17 protein-coding genes and 1 pseudogene are annotated in these 16,665 nt (G+C 70.9%); 7 read left to right on the top strand and 11 right to left on the bottom strand.

What is annotated here, in order from left to right; all coding sequences use genetic code 11:
- Positions 1-170: DUF397 domain-containing protein (locus tag K6I34_RS14455; protein ID WP_229326035.1), on the bottom strand; the 170-nt coding region annotated here is incomplete at its 3' end.
- The gene (locus K6I34_RS14450; RefSeq protein WP_229326027.1) at positions 139-996 is read right to left on the bottom strand and encodes a helix-turn-helix transcriptional regulator; all 858 of its coding nucleotides are present in this window, start codon (positions 994-996) and stop codon (positions 139-141) included. The genes K6I34_RS14450 and K6I34_RS14455, both read right to left, overlap by 32 nt.
- 364 nt (positions 997-1,360) lie before the next feature.
- Here K6I34_RS14450 and K6I34_RS14445 point away from each other — a divergent pair, with 364 nt between their 5' ends.
- Entirely contained in the window at positions 1,361-1,540 is a 180-nt protein-coding gene (locus tag K6I34_RS14445; RefSeq protein ID WP_229326025.1) for a hypothetical protein, read from the top strand.
- On the opposite strand, the gene K6I34_RS14440 is transcribed toward K6I34_RS14445, so the two are convergent.
- From K6I34_RS14440 to K6I34_RS14420, 5 genes are all read right to left on the bottom strand, one after another.
- Entirely contained in the window at positions 1,492-2,190 is a 699-nt protein-coding gene (locus tag K6I34_RS14440) for a hypothetical protein (RefSeq protein ID WP_229326023.1), read from the bottom strand. The genes K6I34_RS14445 and K6I34_RS14440 overlap by 49 nt on opposite strands.
- 52 nt (positions 2,191-2,242) lie before the next feature.
- Positions 2,243-3,082 carry an SGNH/GDSL hydrolase family protein gene (locus tag K6I34_RS14435; protein ID WP_229326021.1) on the bottom strand — a complete coding sequence of 280 codons (840 nt, stop codon included), beginning with the start codon at positions 3,080-3,082 and terminating at the stop codon, positions 2,243-2,245.
- Between the two features lie 62 nt (positions 3,083-3,144).
- The gene (locus K6I34_RS14430) at positions 3,145-3,465 is read right to left on the bottom strand and encodes a hypothetical protein (RefSeq protein WP_229326019.1); all 321 of its coding nucleotides are present in this window, start codon (positions 3,463-3,465) and stop codon (positions 3,145-3,147) included.
- The gene (locus K6I34_RS14425) at positions 3,462-4,985 is read right to left on the bottom strand and encodes an FAD-binding oxidoreductase (protein ID WP_229326017.1); all 1,524 of its coding nucleotides are present in this window, start codon (positions 4,983-4,985) and stop codon (positions 3,462-3,464) included. Before K6I34_RS14425 ends, K6I34_RS14430 begins: the two co-directional genes overlap by 4 nt.
- 158 nt (positions 4,986-5,143) lie before the next feature.
- Positions 5,144-6,256 carry a citrate synthase 2 gene (locus tag K6I34_RS14420; protein WP_229326015.1) on the bottom strand — a complete coding sequence of 371 codons (1,113 nt, stop codon included), beginning with the start codon at positions 6,254-6,256 and terminating at the stop codon, positions 5,144-5,146.
- A gap of 360 nt (positions 6,257-6,616) precedes the next feature.
- On the opposite strand from K6I34_RS14420, the gene pdxH reads away from it, so the two are divergent.
- Positions 6,617-7,321: a pyridoxamine 5'-phosphate oxidase gene (gene pdxH / locus K6I34_RS14415; RefSeq protein WP_374230920.1), complete on the top strand. Its 705-nt coding sequence runs from the start codon at positions 6,617-6,619 to the stop codon at positions 7,319-7,321.
- A 491-nt stretch (positions 7,322-7,812) separates the two neighbouring features.
- Entirely contained in the window at positions 7,813-9,192 is a 1,380-nt protein-coding gene (locus tag K6I34_RS14410; RefSeq protein WP_229326013.1) for a PAS domain-containing protein, read from the top strand.
- Between the two features lie 87 nt (positions 9,193-9,279).
- Here K6I34_RS14410 and K6I34_RS14405 read toward each other — a convergent pair whose 3' ends face one another.
- From K6I34_RS14405 to K6I34_RS14395, 3 genes and pseudogenes are all read right to left on the bottom strand, one after another.
- The gene (locus K6I34_RS14405; RefSeq protein ID WP_229326031.1) at positions 9,280-9,750 is read right to left on the bottom strand and encodes a cupin domain-containing protein; all 471 of its coding nucleotides are present in this window, start codon (positions 9,748-9,750) and stop codon (positions 9,280-9,282) included.
- A 75-nt stretch (positions 9,751-9,825) separates the two neighbouring features.
- Positions 9,826-10,902 (bottom strand): annotated as a pseudogene (locus K6I34_RS14400) (serine hydrolase domain-containing protein); the annotation flags it as partial.
- Positions 10,903-11,009: 107 nt separating this feature from the next.
- Positions 11,010-11,675 (bottom strand): DUF4097 family beta strand repeat-containing protein, encoded by a 666-nt coding sequence (locus tag K6I34_RS14395; protein WP_229326011.1) that lies wholly within the window; start codon positions 11,673-11,675, stop codon positions 11,010-11,012.
- A gap of 262 nt (positions 11,676-11,937) precedes the next feature.
- On the opposite strand from K6I34_RS14395, the gene K6I34_RS14390 reads away from it, so the two are divergent.
- The gene (locus tag K6I34_RS14390; RefSeq protein ID WP_229326029.1) at positions 11,938-12,693 is read left to right on the top strand and encodes a GbsR/MarR family transcriptional regulator; all 756 of its coding nucleotides are present in this window, start codon (positions 11,938-11,940) and stop codon (positions 12,691-12,693) included.
- A 141-nt stretch (positions 12,694-12,834) separates the two neighbouring features.
- On the opposite strand, the gene K6I34_RS14385 is transcribed toward K6I34_RS14390, so the two are convergent.
- A complete protein-coding gene (locus K6I34_RS14385; RefSeq protein ID WP_229326009.1) occupies positions 12,835-13,590 on the bottom strand; it encodes an SIS domain-containing protein in 756 nt (251 codons plus the stop codon).
- A gap of 197 nt (positions 13,591-13,787) precedes the next feature.
- Between K6I34_RS14385 and K6I34_RS14380 the strand changes: the two genes are divergently transcribed.
- The 3 genes from K6I34_RS14380 to K6I34_RS14370 all read left to right on the top strand — a co-directional run.
- A complete protein-coding gene (locus tag K6I34_RS14380) occupies positions 13,788-14,480 on the top strand; it encodes a metal-dependent transcriptional regulator (RefSeq protein WP_229326008.1) in 693 nt (230 codons plus the stop codon).
- Positions 14,481-15,078: 598 nt separating this feature from the next.
- Positions 15,079-15,942, top strand: a complete 864-nt coding sequence (locus tag K6I34_RS14375) for an alpha/beta fold hydrolase (RefSeq protein WP_229326006.1) — start codon at positions 15,079-15,081, stop codon at positions 15,940-15,942.
- Between the two features lie 241 nt (positions 15,943-16,183).
- The coding region (locus K6I34_RS14370; protein ID WP_229326005.1) for an FAD-dependent monooxygenase at positions 16,184-16,665 on the top strand (482 nt) is incomplete at its 3' end.

Genomic DNA, 16,665 nt, shown 5'->3' with positions numbered 1-16,665 from the left:
TTCTTGGAGTCACGAACGGCGGCGTCGGTGGTGGGGGTGGCGGGGGCGGTTTCCACGCAGTCGCTTGAATGGTCGTTGCTGCTGTAGCCGCTTTTGGCCCATATCGTCGTTTCGACGCAGTTACTCGGGTCTTGGCCGCTATAACTGCTCTTGAGCCATAGATCGGTCATGGTGCCGATACCCTTCCATAGCCTCGCTGATCAACTCGGCGGATTCCTCGGCCGACAGGGCGTCAGCTCTCAGCACATCGTAGGTCCGTGAGTGTCGAGTGAGAACGTCTGGCTCGTCGCAGAAATGGCCATGATCCAGCGACTCCGAATAGACCCACTCGTGACCGTCCGGCAGGCGGATGATGCACATTGGTGCCTTGGGGCGTACAAGGTGACCCAGGTGAGCTGGTGCCACTTGGATTCGGATGTTCGGACGCTTTCCCGCTGCGAGTAGGTGCGCACACTGCCCGTACATCACCTCAGAGCTCTCGACGACGTTGCGAATGCAGCTCTCGTCCAGAACCGCTACCAGGAGGGCTTCTTCCGAGCCCAGGAAGCGTCGCTGCCTACCGAGCCGCACCTGTACGCGGTATTCGGTGGAAGCGGCATCTGTGCCGGAGGCTTGGGAGAAGAGGGCGCGTACATACTCCTCTGTCTGCAGCAGTCCGGGAATCACCTGTGTTTCGTACGTCTGGAAGGACACCGCCTTGGCTTCCATGCTGAGCAGGCGATTGAACCAATCGGGGTATTTGACCTCCTGAGACCAGTCAATCCGCCTCCAAAGGCGATGCAGCGCCCCACCGGTCGCCAAGAGGTCGTCGCACTGTTTGGCGAAGTCCTCCTTCGGGAAACGGGTGCCCGCCTCGATGCGCGCGATCAGGGCGCGGGAGCAGAAGACCTGCGCGCTCAGCTGCTCCTGGGTGAGGCCGGCCGCCTCGCGGAAGTGCTTCAGCACCTCGCCGAACACCTCGGCGGTGGTCTTGGCGAGAGCCGGGTTCAAGGTCATCGGGGCTCCTCTCCTGTGACGGTTCGCCCCGTAACACTCCGAGCGTTGCGGCCGTACGCGGCCGGGGACAACGCTGCTCGTACCCAGGGCAGTTGCGGCGTGTGGACGCCGTTGGCCCATGATGCGCGAGGACTCCCATGCCGTACACGGAAACAGCCGCTTATATCCCACAGATCGGTGACATCGTCGCTGTACCCCATTCATCCGGCCCGGAGTGGCGTACAAAGGGCCGACCCTGTCCGGTGTGCTGGCGGTTGACGGACGACAGGCTGCGCGCCTGGGAGCGCGGCAACCGCGCGGCGGAGGACCGGATCCTCGCCGAACTCGCGGCGCACAAGCGGACGGAACACGGCGAGGCGCGGCCATGAACGGCGCCGAACGCAGTGCGCTCAGCCTGCGGTTGCGATATCTCGCGGCCTGGCGGCTGGGGGAGACCCGCAGGGCCATGGAGCTCTACGAGGAGCTGCGCCGTCTGGAGGCGGGCGACCGCCAGGATCAGGACGAGGCGTCGGTGGACGCGAGCGTACCCATGGCGAACTTGTAGGTCTGGGCGGCAGCCTTCTTGACCGGCACGTGCTTGCCGTCCGGCGGGAAGAAGTCGACGAGGCCGATCGCCCCGTAGTTGGCCCAGTAGCAGGACGTCATCGGGAACGTGTCGGTGACGTTCTGCTGGCACCTCATGACCAGATCCTTTGTCGTGAGGGTCTCGGGCTTGCCGACCATGGTGCGGCCGTACCCCTTCGCCAGGTCCATGGAATGGCTGAAGGCCTTGTCCAGCGCGGCGGTGGGGTCATCGACCTTCTCGTACAGGGTCGTTCGGGTGGTGAGGTCCGGCACGGTCGCCTGCATTCGGCCCTTGCTGAGCGTGATGCGGTTCGGCCCGAAGCAGGAGACCGCGTCCTCCCCGGTGTCCTTGATCTCCTTGAGGTCGTCGTCCCCGGCCACCATCAGGTCCAGGTCGTTGCCGAAGCGGAAGGCTCTGCCCTTGTCGCAGGTCAGACCCTCCATCGTCGGCACGCGGAGTTCCTTGTAGCGCTTACCGCTGTCGGCGGCGAGTTTGCTTGCCTTGGGCAGGCCATCGTTGTTGTCGTCGGACGCGCAGCCCGTCGCGAGCAGACCTGTAACTGTTATCGCGGCCAGAGCCCCCCACTTGTTCATTCCTGCCGACTTCCCCCGGTAGCTGTAAGTGATCACCAAGGGATCTTATGTGTGGGGGCGGGCCCGAGCCCGCCCCCCCCGCCGCAGGTCAGGGACCCGTGACCGCCGACAGCGTCGGCAGGTAGCCGCTCTCGTACCCCTGCTCCGTCGGGTGGTACGACTCCTCCAGGGCCAGCAGCCGTACCGAGTGGATCCACGCGTCCTTCGCGCAGATCTCGTGGCCCGTGAACGCCCGCGCGGCGTTCCCGAAGGCGAACCCGCGCTGGCGGGCGGCGCGTTCCGTGACCGCGTTGAGCTGGTCGGCGGCCTCGTCGATGGCCTCGCGCTTCGTCGTGCTCAGGCCGAACAGGCAGGCGCCGCCCGTGGTGAACAGGCGCGGGTAGCCGAGGACCGTCACCCGGGCCTTCGGGGCCTTCGCGCCGATGGCGCGGTAGGTGGCGGAGAGGGCCTTGGGGAGCCGGTCACGGATCGCGGCCTCCGCTGCGTGGATCTTGTCCAGGCAGGCCTTGTCCGTGCCTGCCGTGCAGGTGGCCATGGTCTCGCCGAAGCTCACGTCGTTGGCGCCCGCCGTGATGCTGACCAGCGTCGTGTCGCGGCTCAGTTTGCCGAGCTGTTTGTCGATGACGTCCTGGGTGGTGGCGTGCGAACAGGCGGCGGAGGTGAAGGCGGCGACCTGGTGGGAGTCCGTCCACAGCTGTGGATAGGAGTGGCGGCTGCGCAGGCAGTTGCCGCTCGCGGCGTCGTAGTCACCGGCCCCCACCCCGGAGGCGATCGAGTCGCCCAGCGCGACGTACCGCACCGGCGGTACGTCGGCGGCGTCCGCGGCGTTTGTGGCACTCGCGGTGGGCAGGACGGCGGTGGACAGCGTACAGACCAGCCCGGCCAGCAGGCGGGGGCTGCGTACGGGACGTGCGGAGAAGGGTCTCATGTACGGCAAAACGGCGCGGGGCCCACCCGGTCACGGTGACGGCGCCCGGAGAGCCCTTCAGGTCAGCCCTCTGCCTCGATGGCCCGGCGGATCTGGTCGACGCCGGGCGCTCCGGCCGGGCCGTCGGGAGTGCGGTAGATCCGGCAGGCGAGCGACGGGGCGGCGCCGGGCTGTGCGAACGGGTCGCGGCCGTCGATGAGGATCGTCGGCGAGCCGGTGAAACCGGACCGTTCGGCCTCGGCTTGCTCGGCGATCACCCGGGTGGTGTAGCCGGTGGCGGCCATTCCGGCATCGTCCAGCGCCTGCCGGAGCCTGCGCTCGGCGAGCTGCTGATGGGGGCAGTCGGGCACGACCAGGACTTCGATCTTCATCTCCGGCTTCATGCCTCCAGGATCGCTCGCCCGGGCACGGCGTGTGTACGCGCGGGGGCGCCGGGGCGGCGTCGGCTCAGGGGCTTGAGGTAGGCGGCCACCTGTCGGACCCGGCCCGCGTCCGCCTCCGACACGGCGCCGAGGATCTCGGGGGCCAGCGCGATCGGGGTGCCCAGCCGCTCCACGGACTCATTCGCGAGGCGTCGGCACGCGGCGGCGATCGGTTCCGTGTCGAGGAAGTACGGCAGTCGCATGCCGCGTTCGACGGCGACGAGGAGAGCCATCTCGGCGAAGCGTTCCGCCGCCTCGTCCACCGTCGTCGTCTCGATCGGCCTGCGGCCGGGGGCGAAGAGCGCGTACGGGCTGTCCGCCGGAGTGTCGTCTCCCGTTCCCGTGAGCAGCAGACCGGCCATGTGGCGGGCGATCGCGGGGGAGGCGTGGAAGCCGTCCCGGTAGGTCCCCGTCGCGAAGAACAGACCCGGCAGCGGCCCGCGGCCCAGCAGGGGGAACGTGTCCAGCGTGACGGGGCGCAGGCCGTAGTGCCAGCGCCGTACGGCGGACAGGGCCAGCTTCCGGTCGAACTGCGCCGCGACACCGGACAGCAGCGCTTGGACGAGACCCATCCGCTGCCCGTCCTGTGGGTCGAAAAGCACGAGATTTGTTGCGCCCAGATACTCGGTACCGCCCCCGAGCGGTACCGCGTGCAGGCCGCAGCCGCCGACGAGAGTGGGCGTGCGCACGACGTACGGCATGCCTGTCCCGCGTACGCGGCGGGTCTCCAGTGCCATGCCCGTACCGCTCAGCATCGGCTGCACGGTGCCTGCGGGCAGTTGCTCGATCAGGCGCCCGGTCGCGGCGCCCGCCGCGAGGACGACGGCGCCTGCGGTGATGTCCTCTCCCGAGGACAGCCGTACGCCGGTCACCGTGTCGCCGGTGATGGTCAGGGACACCGCCTCGTCGGAGATCCGGCCGACGCCGAGCGCGGCCGCGGCCGCGTCCAGTGCCGCCAGGACCTGGCGGGCGTCCACGGCTCCCTCGTTCTCCAAATAGAGGGCGTCGACGGGTTGTTCGCCTTGCTCCGGCTCCAGGAAGCCGAGGCCGTAGGGGTCCGCGTCCTGGAACGGCTCGCCCTGTTCCTTGGCCGCCGTACGGATGGCGCGCATGCTGCGGGCGCCGTCACCGGTGGTGCGGGCGCCCAGTACGACCAGGGTGCCGCGTTTGACGGTGACCGGGGCGGTGGTGCCGGGTGTCGCCTCTGCGAGGCGGGCCAGCCAGCCGGGCCATAACTGCGCCGCCTCGCGCGCGAGCGCGAACTTCGCTCGGGCAGCGGGGTGTTCGCCGGTGCGTGCGGTGACTTCCGCGTAGCAGTTCAGCATTGCGCCCGCGGCGACGGTCGCGGCCTCCGGGCGCGCCGCCGGGCCGATGACGGTGACCCGTAGGGCGGGGTCCCGTAGTGCCGTCTCGACGGCGACCGACAGGCCCAACGCGCCGTTGCCGACTATGACGACGTCGGCGGTCGTGCGGTTTGCCATGGAGTGCCTCCCGGTGCGCCTACGGGGGTGCCTGTCGCGCTGTGCGCGCGGCTGCGGGTCCGGTGGGGGCTGGTCGCGCAGTTCCCCGCGCCCCTGACGGGGCGCGGCCCCGACGGCCGGGGGCGGAACCCCCGGTCATTGAGGCGACAGGGCCCCGCTCAGGAAGCCGCCGGCGGCGTGACGTCCTCGAAGCCCGCGACCTCGCGTGGGTCGCGCGATCCCGGGCCCACGTAGCGGGCCGTCGGGCGGACCAGGCGGCCCGTGCGCTTCTGCTCCAGGATGTGCGCGCTCCAGCCCGCCGTCCGCGCGCACGTGAACATGGACGTGAACATGTGTGCCGGGACCTCGGCGAAGTCCAGCACGATCGCCGCCCAGAACTCGACGTTCGTGGCGAGGACCCGGTCGGGACGCCGGTTGTGCAGTTCCTCCAGGGCCGCCTTCTCCAGGGCCTCGGCGACCTCGAAGCGCGGCGCGCCCAGCTCCTTCGCCGTGCGCCGCAGGACGCGCGCCCGCGGGTCCTCGGCGCGGTAGACGCGGTGGCCGAAGCCCATGAGGCGCTCGCCGCGGTCCAGGGCGCGCCTGACGTACGCCTCCGCGTCGCCCGTGCGCTCGATCTCCTCGATCATGCCGAGGACGCGGGACGGCGCGCCGCCGTGCAGCGGGCCGGACATCGCGCCGACGGCACCGGACAGGGCCGCCGCCACGTCCGCGCCGGTCGAGGCGATGACGCGGGCGGTGAAGGTGGAGGCGTTCATGCCGTGTTCGGCGGCGGACGTCCAGTACGCGTCGACGGCCTTGACGTGCCGCGGGTCGGGTTCGCCGCGCCACCGTTTCATGAAGCGCTCGACGACCGTCTCCGCCTTGTCGATCTCGCGCTGCGGCACCATCGGCAGGCCCTGCCCGCGCGCGGACTGGGCGACGTAGGAGAGCGCCATGACGGCGGCGCGGGCGAGGTTGTCGCGGGCGGCGGCCTCGTCGATGTCGAGGAGGGGCTTGAGGCCCCAGACGGGGGCGAGCATAGCCAGCGCCGACTGCACGTCGACACGGATGTCACCCGAGTGCACGGGGATCGGGAAGGGCTCGGCGGGCGGCAGGCCGGGGTTGAACGAACCGTCGACCAGCAGTCCCCAGACGTTGCCGAAGGAGACCTGGCCGACCAGGTCCTCGATGTCGACGCCCCGGTAGCGGAGGGAGCCGCCTTCCTTGTCGGGTTCTGCGATCTCCGTCTCGAACGCGACGACTCCTTCGAGTCCGGGTACGAAGTCGGACATCAGGCGGCTCCTCATGACGTGTGCGACAGGCGGCGGCTGCCGGGCCGGTTACACGGCTGCTCGGCGCGGCTCGCGGTCCTGCTCGGTCAACCCGGTCATGCCCCGTGCGGCTGTCTTTCACCCGGCGTTCCCTCGCCCGGACTGCACGGGGCGGCGGTGGCCGGATGCTGATCGGATACGGCCGGACACGATAGCTGGTGATGTGCGGGTCCCACAGCGACCCGCCCTGCGATTTTGGGGTGTCCGGACAGAAGCGGGGAAGGGTGATGTCCGGCACACCGCGGGTTTTCCCGAAGACCCGCAGGTGACGGCCCGCGACGGGCAAACTGGGCGGCTGCACCCGAGTGGGGGACGGGGCGGATGCTGCAAGATGAACGCGTGACGCACGCCGATGAGTTCCACGCGCCGGAGTTCCACCCCGGTCCCCTCGACCCCGCCGCGATGCGCGAGCAGTACGGGTCGGCGGGCCTGCTGGAGGAGGACCTGGCCGCGACCCCGTACGAGCAGTTCGACCGCTGGTTCGCGGAGGCCTTCGCGAGCGGGCTCCAGGAACCGAACGCGATGATCCTCTCCACCGCGGACGCGGCGGGGCGGCCCAGCTCGCGGACGGTGCTGCTCAAGGGGTACGACGAGCGGGGCTTCGTCTTCTACACGAACTACGGCTCCCGCAAGGCCGGGGAGATCGACCGCAATCCGCATGTCGCCCTCCTCTTCCCCTGGCACCCGCTCGCCCGGCAGGTCATCGTCAACGGCACGGCGCAGCGCGTCAGTCCGGAGGAGACCGCCGCCTACTTCCACTCCCGCCCGCACGGCTCCCAGCTCGGCGCCTGGGCGAGCGAGCAGTCGACGGTCGTCTCCTCCCGCGCCGAGATCGACGCCGCGTACGAACGCCTCGCGGCGCGCTACCCGGAAGGCGAACCGGTGCCCGTGCCGACAGGGTGGGGCGGCTTCCGCGTCGCCGCCGAGACGGTCGAATTCTGGCAGGGGCGGGAGAACCGCCTGCACGACCGTTTGCGGTACGCGAGCGAGGCGGAGGGCTGGCGCGTCGAGCGTCTGTGCCCGTAGGGCGCCCCGTCAGGGGCGCGGGGCTGTGTTGCATGATGCGGCTCCGCCGCGTGAGCGCGACAAGCCATGTACAACCGATGGCCGCGCGCCGAGCGCAAGTGGCACCCCGGTAGGCGCTGCGGCAGATGCCGAAAACGCAGCGATCCGTGGGCTGTTGATTCACCGAGCCGGACGACTCGGCAGCCCACGGATCGGGTGACTGCTTGGGATTGGGCCGGCCCGCAGCGCAAGGCTGCGAAGAAAGAACCGGCGTTGCGCGACAGGCGCGACGACGGGCGGCTAGCCCGCAGTCACCTCACGCGTCCGGATGGAAATCATCTTCCGAACCACCTCCCTTCTCGTGTGCGCCCCACACTAGGAACCGTCGCGCGCCCCCACAACCGAATTTCCTGTGGGCAACGATTTCCCCGAACGAGGTGTGGTGCCCAGCACGGTCGAGTTGAATGACCCGTCGTGCAGGACATGCAGACGCGTCCAGCTGGGGGTACCTCGTGACCGCACCGCATCAGTCCGGCCGTGCCCGCCCCGGCTCCGTCCCCGGCGCCGAGTCCGACGACTCGGATCTCCTGGCCGCGCTCCTCGACGGCATGGACGCCGCCCTGTGCGCGTTCGACGCGGACGGCACGGTCACCCACTGGAATCGTGAGGCCGAACGGATACTCGGCTGGACGGCGGCGGAGGCCGTCGGGCGGCACGGCCTGGAGGGCTGGGCGGTGCGCGCGGCGGACGCCGAGGAGGTCACCGCGCGGCTGGTGGCCGCGATGCGGGCGCACGGCCGCCAGGTGCACGAGTTCGCGCTGCTGACGAAGGACGGCGGGCGCGTCCTGGTGCGGACGCAGCTGTCGGCGGTGCCGGGCGCGGACGGCAGTCCCGCGGGCGCGTACTGCGCGTTCAGCGAGGTGCACACGCAGATCGACCTGGAGCGGTCGATCGCGCTGAGCGAAGCCCTGTTCGGCGACGCCTCCTGGGGCGTGGTGCTCGTGGACGCCGACCTGCGCCCGGCGCTCGCCAACGCGCACGCGGCGCGCGCCCTGCGCTCGGGGCGTACGGCGTTGCTCGGGCGCCCCCTGGGGGAGCTGTTGGACCAGGGTGTGGAGGAGATCGAGGGCGCCCTGCAGCACGTACTGGCGTCCGGCGCGCCGCCCGCGCCCACCGACCTGTGGGTGACGCTGCGGGACCAGGGCGGGGCACCTCCGGAACGCCGTTGCTGGCGCAGCGGTTTCCTGAAGCTGGCCTCGCCGCTCGCGGAGGAACCGGTGCCGCTGGGCGTCGCCTGGCTCTTCCTGGACGTGACGGCGGCGCGCCTGGCGGAGCAGGACAGCGCGCGGATGCGTTTCCGCAGCAGCCAGCTGCACCGGGCGGGCCGCGCGGTCGCCGAGTGCGACGACCCCATGGAAGCCGCCTCGCTCTACCTCGACTTCGCGCTCGCGGGTTTCGCCGACCACGCCCTCGTCGACCTCCTGCCGGAGCCGCAGGCGACCCCGCGGGAGCCCGTACGGCTCGTGCGGGCGGCGGCGACGCCGTCGGGGACGCCCACTCCGGCGTTCTCCCCGGCGGAGGTGCGGCACGGCATCCCCGTGCCGTACGCGGAGGAGCACCCGGCGCTGGAGGCGGTCGAGCGCTGCGGCTCCGTACGGGCCGTCTCCGACGCCACCGAGGGCTGGGCGGAGTCCCGCAAATGGCCGGACGGCACGCTGCACGCCCTCTCGACGGCACTCCGCAGCCGCGGCCGCACCATCGGCGTGGTCACGTTTCTCCGAGGTCCGTCCCGCCGCCCTTTCGACCGCGCCGACACCACGTACGCGGAGGACATCGCGTCCCGGGTGGCGGCGTCCGTGGACCTGGCGGTGACGCTGGCGGCGGCCGACTAGGGGCCGCAGCGGCTTTCGCGGAAAACGGACGCCGAGCCGCGAGGCCGCGCGAGGGGCGGGCCGCGCGGACATGGGCGTCGGGGCCGGTCACGCTGTCGTCTCCAGGGCCGCGCGCCAGAGCGGACTGTCGACGTAGTGGTTGTCGAAACGCTCCGCCGACTCGGCGATTTCCTTCGCGTCGGCCTCGCCGCGCATGACCCGGCCGAGCAGACGCAGGTAGTCGAACCGGCCCATGCCGGGGGTGAACACGAACAGGACGTCCGCCTCGCAGCCGGGCGCCGCGGCGAAGGCGTGCGGGGTGTGCGGCGGCACGGCCAGGAAGTCGCCTGCGTTGAGCACGGTGATCTCCTCGCCCACCAGCACCCTGAGGGAGCCGCTGATGACGAAGAACAGCTCGGTCGCCTTGGTGTGGAAGTGCGCGGGTGCCCCGACGGCGCCCTTGGCGAACGTGGACCGGTAACTGGTGAAGCCGTCGGCCGTGCGGTCGGAGTCGGCGAGCAGCGTCATCACGCTGCTGGGATCGGCACAGGTCTCGGCTTCGGTGTGACGGGTCAGCACCGGCTCGAACGGCGCGGTCGGCGGGACCCCGACGGGCTCGGCCGCCTCATGAGCCGGCTCGGCCCGCCCACTGCCGAACACCTCCTTGACAAGCCTCTGGTGCGCCTTCTGGAACGCCTCGGCCGTGGCGGCGAAGTCGAGTTCGGCGTCCCCGGTGGTGAGCGAGGCGGTCAGGGTCCTGCTGCCGTCGGGCGTGCTGTACATCAGCGCCGCCCAGCCCCAGATGCCGCCGTTGTGGCTGAGGACGGTGCCGCCGTCCGTCTCCTCCACGAACAGCCCCAGGCCGTAGCCGAGTTTGGGGTGCGGCGTGCGCATTTCGGCCAGCAGCGAGTCCGGCAGGAGCTTGCCGCTCATCAGTGCGGAGACGAACGTGTGGAGGTCCTCGGTGGTCGAGATCATGTCACCGGCGGCGGAGATCCAGGAGACGTTGGAGCGGGTGACATCGGCCGTCTTCCACTGGCCCGCGTGCTCGTACCGGTAGTAGCCGTGGGCGTGCGGCTCGGGGATCTCCGGCGAGGCGTCCGGCACCACCGTGCCCGACAGTCCCAGCGGCCGCAGGATCAGCCGCTGCATCTCCTCGGCGAACGAGCGGCCGGTGACGCTCTCGACCAGCAGCCTGGCCAGGACGTAGTTGGTGTTGGAGTAGCTCCAGTCCGTTCCCGGCTCGAACCGCGCCGGCTTGGACAGCGCCAGCCGCACCAGCTCCTCCGGCCGGTAGGTGTGGAACTGGTTGTCCACGTACTCCTGGCCCTGCCAGGGGATCCCCGGCGCGACCGTCCCGTCGTCGTAGTACTCGCCGGTGAAGTTGAACAGCCCGCTGGTGTGCTGCAGCAGCATCCGCACCGTGATCCGCCGGTCCAGCCCGAACCGGGGCAGATAGTCGTCCGCCGGGCTGTCCAGCCCGATCCTGCCCTCGGCCACCAGCCGCAGCACCACGGTCGCGGTGAAGGTCTTGGTGGTGCTGCCGATCCGGAACCGCCCGTCGGTCGGCGGCTTGGCGCTCTCGCCCAGCTTGCGCACTCCGGCGCTGCCGACCCACTCGCCCTGCTCGTCGTTCACGCGCAGTTGCACCCCGGCGAAACCGGAATCGACGATCTCCTCGATGGCCTTCTGCAGCTCCGGGCGGTCCTGTCCGGTGAGGGGGAGGGACATGGCTGTGCTCCTTATGGGGTGCGTCGTGGGGTGCGTCGATGGTTGTTGCGGAGAGGTGTTCCGTCGGGAGGTGCTCTGTCGGGAGGTGCTCCGTCGGAGGGAGCGGGTCAGAGGCTGCGGGCGGTGATGTCGCCGTGGGAGGTCGTGGCGCGGATGTCGAGATCGGCGGTGCCGTCGTTCTTGAGGGCGTTGCTGATGCGGCCGTGGCCGGTGCCGGCGTCCAGGGCGGCCGACACGCCGGCGGCGGCGCCGATGGTGATGTCGCCGGACTGGGTGCTGAGCCGGACCGTGCCACCGCCCATGGCCTCGGCGACCCGGATGTCGCCCCGTGCGGTGCTGATCTCCGCGGGCCCGCCCAGCCGGCCGACCTCGACGTCGCCGTCGACCGCGGTGAGACGCAGGCCCGCGGTCTCGTCCAGCTTGATCCGGCTGTACGCGCCTTCGAAGGCGACATCGCCGAGGCGGCCGACGGTCCGGAGTTCGGCGCCGGCCGTCCTGGCCTCGACGCGGGAGCCGGCGGGCAGCTTGACCGTCACCTCGACGGATCCGGAGGGGCCGAAGTACTGCTCCTTCGCCGAGGACTCGATCCGCAGGACTCCGTCGGCGTACGCGACCGCGGTCTGCTCCGCCGCCTTCACGTCGCGGCCCTTCGAGGCGTTCGCGGGCAGGACCTCGACCGCGGTGTCGGCCCGGTCCGCGGCGATGAACTGGACGCGTCCGGCGGGGATGTCCAGGACGGCGGAGATCGGGGCGGGGGTGTCGAACTTCTGCATCGTGCTCTCCCTTGTGCTGACGGCTCGGTGTTTCCGAACGACGGAAAAGCTACGTTGCTTTCCAGAACTGCGCAACGAGTTCTTTGCTCAGAAGTGGCATCTGCGCAGGTGAGATGGTGTTAATCATTGCAACGCCCTCTCGCTTAACGCAACGATGAGACGGTCGTCCGTTGCAATGCGATGAAGGCGAACGCTACGATGAAGGCGTTGGGGAACACCGAGCAGCGCCACGGAGCACCCGTGGGGCATGAAGGGGGTCGTGATGCCGGGAGGCAGGCTCACCCAGCAGGAGCGCCAGCAGATCGCGGCGGGGCTGGCCGACGGCCTGGCCTACGCCGAGATCGCCCGCCGTCTCGACCGTCCGACCTCCACGGTCACGCGTGAGGTGATGCGGAACGGCGGCCCCGCCGGCTACCGCGCCGACCTGGCCCACCGCGCCACCCAGCAGCGCACCCGCCGGCGCGGGACGGCCGCGCCCGGGGGGTCGCGGGAAGTCGCACAGCCCTATGGGCGCGACGCCGAGGCCGTGCACGACTACCAGGAGACCCTCACCGGCGTCTTCGTGACCTCGGGCCTGCCCAGGATGATGGCCCGGGTGCTGGGCTGCCTCTACACCACCGACACCGGCAGCCTCACCGCCTCCGAACTCGCCCGGCGCCTCCAGGTCAGCCCGGCGTCCGTCTCCAAGGCGATCACGTTCCTCGAGGGCCTGGACCTCGTCCGCCGGGAACGCGACGAGGGCCGCCGCGAGCGCTACGTCGTCGACGACGACCTCTGGTACCGGTCGATGATCCGCAGCGCCCGGGCCAACGACCAGTTCATCGAGACCGCACGGCAGGGTGTCGGCGTCCTCGGCCACGGAACCCCGGCCGCCACCCGCCTGGAGAATGCCGCCCGCTTCCTCGACTTCGTCAGTGAAGGGCTCATCCGCGCCGCGGAACAGGGCCGCGAGGTCCTCTACACCAGAACCGGAACGGCCCCGGACGGCACCGCCGCGCCACGTTCGGATCGCGCATAGGCGGGATCGGCGACGGTGTCGCGGATCGACGCGGGAAACGGCAGGTCAGGCCGTCGGGGGGACAGGGGGCGATCGGCGTTCAGTGCCGGAGTGTTCAGTGCCGGAAACGTTCAGTGCCGGAGTGTTCAGTGCCGGAAACGTTCAGTGCCGGAAAAAGATGCGGTCGCCGTACTCGTCCATCACCCGCCCGTTCCACTCGTGGCCCCCGTCGACGTTCCCCGACCGCAGCATCGGCGGGTCGATGCCCCGCTCCGCGAGTTCCCCGGCGGCCGTGGCCACGATCGCCTGCATGAGAGCGCTGGTGACCACCGTGGACGCGGGGCCGAACGGTGCCGCGATGTTGTCGGCGGTCAGCTCCGCGTCACCAATATCGATCTTGCTGTCGACGACGAGATCGCAGTGGTCCTTCAGGAATGTCCCGGAGGCGTGCCGGGAACGGGTGTGCTCGGCATAGGCGAGCGACGTGACGCCGATGACCTTGAGTCCGAGAGCCCGGGCGTTCATGGCCATTTCCACGGGCAGTGAATTGCGGCCGGAAAGCGAGATGATGATCAATAGGTCGCCGGGCTGCGCGGGACTGGTGTCCAGGACGGCCCCGGCGAGTCCGTCGACGCGTTCGAGCGCGCTGCCCAGGGTGGCGGGCATGACGTCGAGCCCGATGACGCCGGGCACGGCGAGCAGGTTCATCAGGGCGATCCCGCCCGCGCGGTAGACGACGTCCTGCGCGGGCAGCGAGGAGTGGCCCGCGCCGAAGACGAAGAGCCGCCCGCCGTCCGCCACCGTGTCGGCGATCAGGGAGCCCGCCTCGGCGATGTGCCCCGCCTCCTCGTCGCGCGCCCGCCGCAGCAGCCCGATGGCGGCGTCGAAGAACTGCCCGGCCAGCTTGTTCTCGCTCATCGCTGCGGGGCTCCCTTGGCTCGAGTTCCGGATGGCGCGCACGGTTCGCTCGTACGCTCGTGGCGCGGATCACGTTGCGGTCTTGACCATGGCGCTGTCAATACGAGGGTGGCGGTCCGGCTGTCCGCGGCACCGTTGTCAGTGATATGCGTCAGAATTGAGTCCAGGGCCAGCGCACGACTTATCAAGGGGCACGCATGTCCGGACTGATCGACACCACGGAGATGTATCTCCGCACCATTCTCGAGCTGGAAGAGGAGGGTGTGGTCCCCATGCGTGCCCGCATCGCCGAACGGCTCGACCAGAGCGGTCCGACGGTGAGCCAGACGGTGGCGCGCATGGAGCGTGACGGCCTGGTCTCGGTCGCGGGCGACCGGCACCTGGAGCTCACGGAGGAGGGCCGCAGGCTGGCCACGCGCGTCATGCGCAAGCACCGCCTCGCGGAGTGCCTGCTCGTCGACGTGATCGGCCTGGAGTGGGAGCAGGTGCACGCCGAGGCCTGCCGCTGGGAGCACGTGATGAGCGAGGCCGTGGAGCGGCGCGTGCTCGAGCTGCTGCGCCACCCGACCGAGTCGCCGTACGGCAACCCCATCCCGGGCCTGGAGGAGCTGGGCGAGAAGCCCGAGGCCGACTCGTTCCTCAACGAGGGCATGGTCTCCCTCATGGACCTGGAGCCGGGCACCGACGGCAAGACCGTGGTCGTACGGCGCATCGGCGAGCCCATCCAGACGGACCCCCAGCTGATGTACACCCTCCGGCGTGCCGGGGTGCAGCCGGGCGCAGTCGTCAGCGTCACGGAGTCCGCGGGCGGCGTGCTCGTCGGCAGCGGCGGCGAGGCGGCGGAGCTGGAGGCGGACATCGCCAACCACGTCTTCGTGGCCAAGCGGTAGCGCTCCGCTGGGTTGGCCGACGGGGTGCGGTTGTTCTTCGTCGGCGCCTGTTGGGGTGCGTCTGCGCTGTGCGCGCGGCTGCGGGCCGGTGGCCCGTCGCGCCTACCGGGTTGCCACCCGGGCCCGGCGGGCGGCCGCGGGCCGTCGACGGCTGGTCGCGCAGTTCCCCGCGCCCCTTACTGGGCGCGCCCCGGCGGGTGGGTGCTCCATGGGATTCGGTCGGAGTCGCGGTACGGGGCGCGCGGCGCCCCTCCGCGTGCCACGCTGGGGCATATGCCGTGCGCGGCGGCGGGAGGGGGGATCTTCCGGTGAGGTCGGTGGACGGTCATGGCGAGGCCCCGGCGCCTTTACGGACGCCGGGGCCCTGCCTCCCCATATGTACCCCCATGGCGACCCGGAGCCCCGAGCTCTCAGGGTGCGCCTCGTGGACCTTCTTCCCCGAGCGGTCCACGCCCAGGTCGATTACTCCCCTGGGCGCCGCCGGTCAACCCTTCTGCAAGGTCACTCGAACGAGGGGTGTTGTCCCCAACGACCGAGTGTTCGAATGTGAGTTCTATACAGTGGGGCCACTCGGGGGAGAAAAGGGGGTGCCAGGCTCATGGTGCGGCGTATCGACGTGAGCGGGAGCGGCGGAGTGCGGCTCGCCGCATGGGAGTTCGCCGACCCGCCGAAGGCGGGCGAGGGTGCGGCCGCCCCCGGCGCGGTGCTGCTGCTCCACGGTCTGATGGGCCGCGCCGCGCACTGGGCGGAGACGGCCCGCTGGCTCTCCGCCCGGCACCGCGCCGTCGCCCTCGACATGCGGGGCCACGGCCGCAGCGGCCGCCCGGCCGGAGGTCCCTTCACCCGTGAGGCGTATGTCGCCGACGTCCAGGCCGTCATCGAGAATCTCGGCCTCGCGCCCGTCACCCTCATCGGCCACGCCATGGGTGCCCTCACCGCCTGGCAGCTCGCCGCCCGCCGCCCCGACCTCGTCCGCGCCCTGGTGATCTGCGAGATGCGGGCCTCCGCGCTGAGCGCCGCCGGGCGCCGGGAGTGGGGCGAGTGGTTCCGCTCCTGGCCCGTCCCCTTCGCCACCCTGGCCGACGTCCGCAAGTGGTTCGGCGAGGAGGATCCCGCCCTGGAGCGGCCCAAGCCCGCCCGCGGCGACTTCTACGCCGAGGTGATGGCCGAGCGCTCCGACGGCTGGCGCCCGGCCTTCTCCCGCCGCCAGATGCTGCTCGCCCGCGAGACGTACGTCCGCGACGCGCACTGGGAGGAGCTCGCGCACATCGAGTGTCCCGCTCTTGTCGTCCGCGGGCTCGACGGCGAGCTCGGCCGTGCCGAGGCGCAGGAGATGGTGCGGGTCCTGCCGCACGGTCGCTATGCCGAGGTCCATGACGCGGGGCACTTCGTCCACTACGACCAGCCGGAGGGGTGGCGTCGCGTGGTGGAGGAGTTCTTGGAGACGGCCGTGCCGGCGTAGTGGCCTGTTCGGGTCCGGGTGCGCCTATTGGGTGCGTCTGTGCTTGGCGCGCGGCCGCGGCCCGGTAGGGGTTTGTCGCGCTCACGCGGCGGAGCCGCGCAATGTCACAGCCCCGCGCCCCTGACGGGGCTTCCGCGCGCCCCCATTTAATTCAACACGCGTTGACATACCTCCTCGGCGGGTGTGCACTGGCAGTACGGACCGTCGAGCGGCCACCGCTCGTGCACCCCGAGGAGAAGCCATGTCCTCCCTGCCGTCCTCTCCCCTCCCGCCCGCCGACGTCGCTCCCGTGGATGTCTGCGTGGTCGGTGCCGGTCCCACCGGGCTGCTGCTCGCCGGGGATCTGGCCGCCGCCGGAGTGCGGGTCGTGCTGCTGGAGAAGCGGGTCCGGGAGTCCAATCTGACCCGGGCGTTCGCCGTACACGCCCGCAGTCTGGAGATGCTCGACGCCCGGGGGCTCGCCGAGGAGTTGCTGGCCACCGGCCTGTTCCTGTCCTCGGCGAGGCTCTTCGGGGGTGCCCGCGTCGACCTCAGCCGACTGCCCAGCCGTTTCCCGGGCGTCCTGATGACCCCGCAGTACGAGACCGAGCGCGTGCTGGAGGAGCGGGCCCTCGCCCTCGGGGCCGAGCTCCGGCGCGGCTGCGAGGTGACCGGGCTGCGGCAGGACGCCGACGGGGTCGACGTCGACGTACGCGAGACGGGCGGGGCGGCCGGGGCGACGGC

The sequence above is a fragment of the Streptomyces sp. UNOC14_S4 genome (assembly GCF_020740835.1).
Taxonomy (GTDB): domain Bacteria; phylum Actinomycetota; class Actinomycetes; order Streptomycetales; family Streptomycetaceae; genus Streptomyces.
The sequence above is the reverse complement of the archived record's forward strand: the minus strand, read 5'-3'. Positions and strand labels throughout refer to the sequence as shown.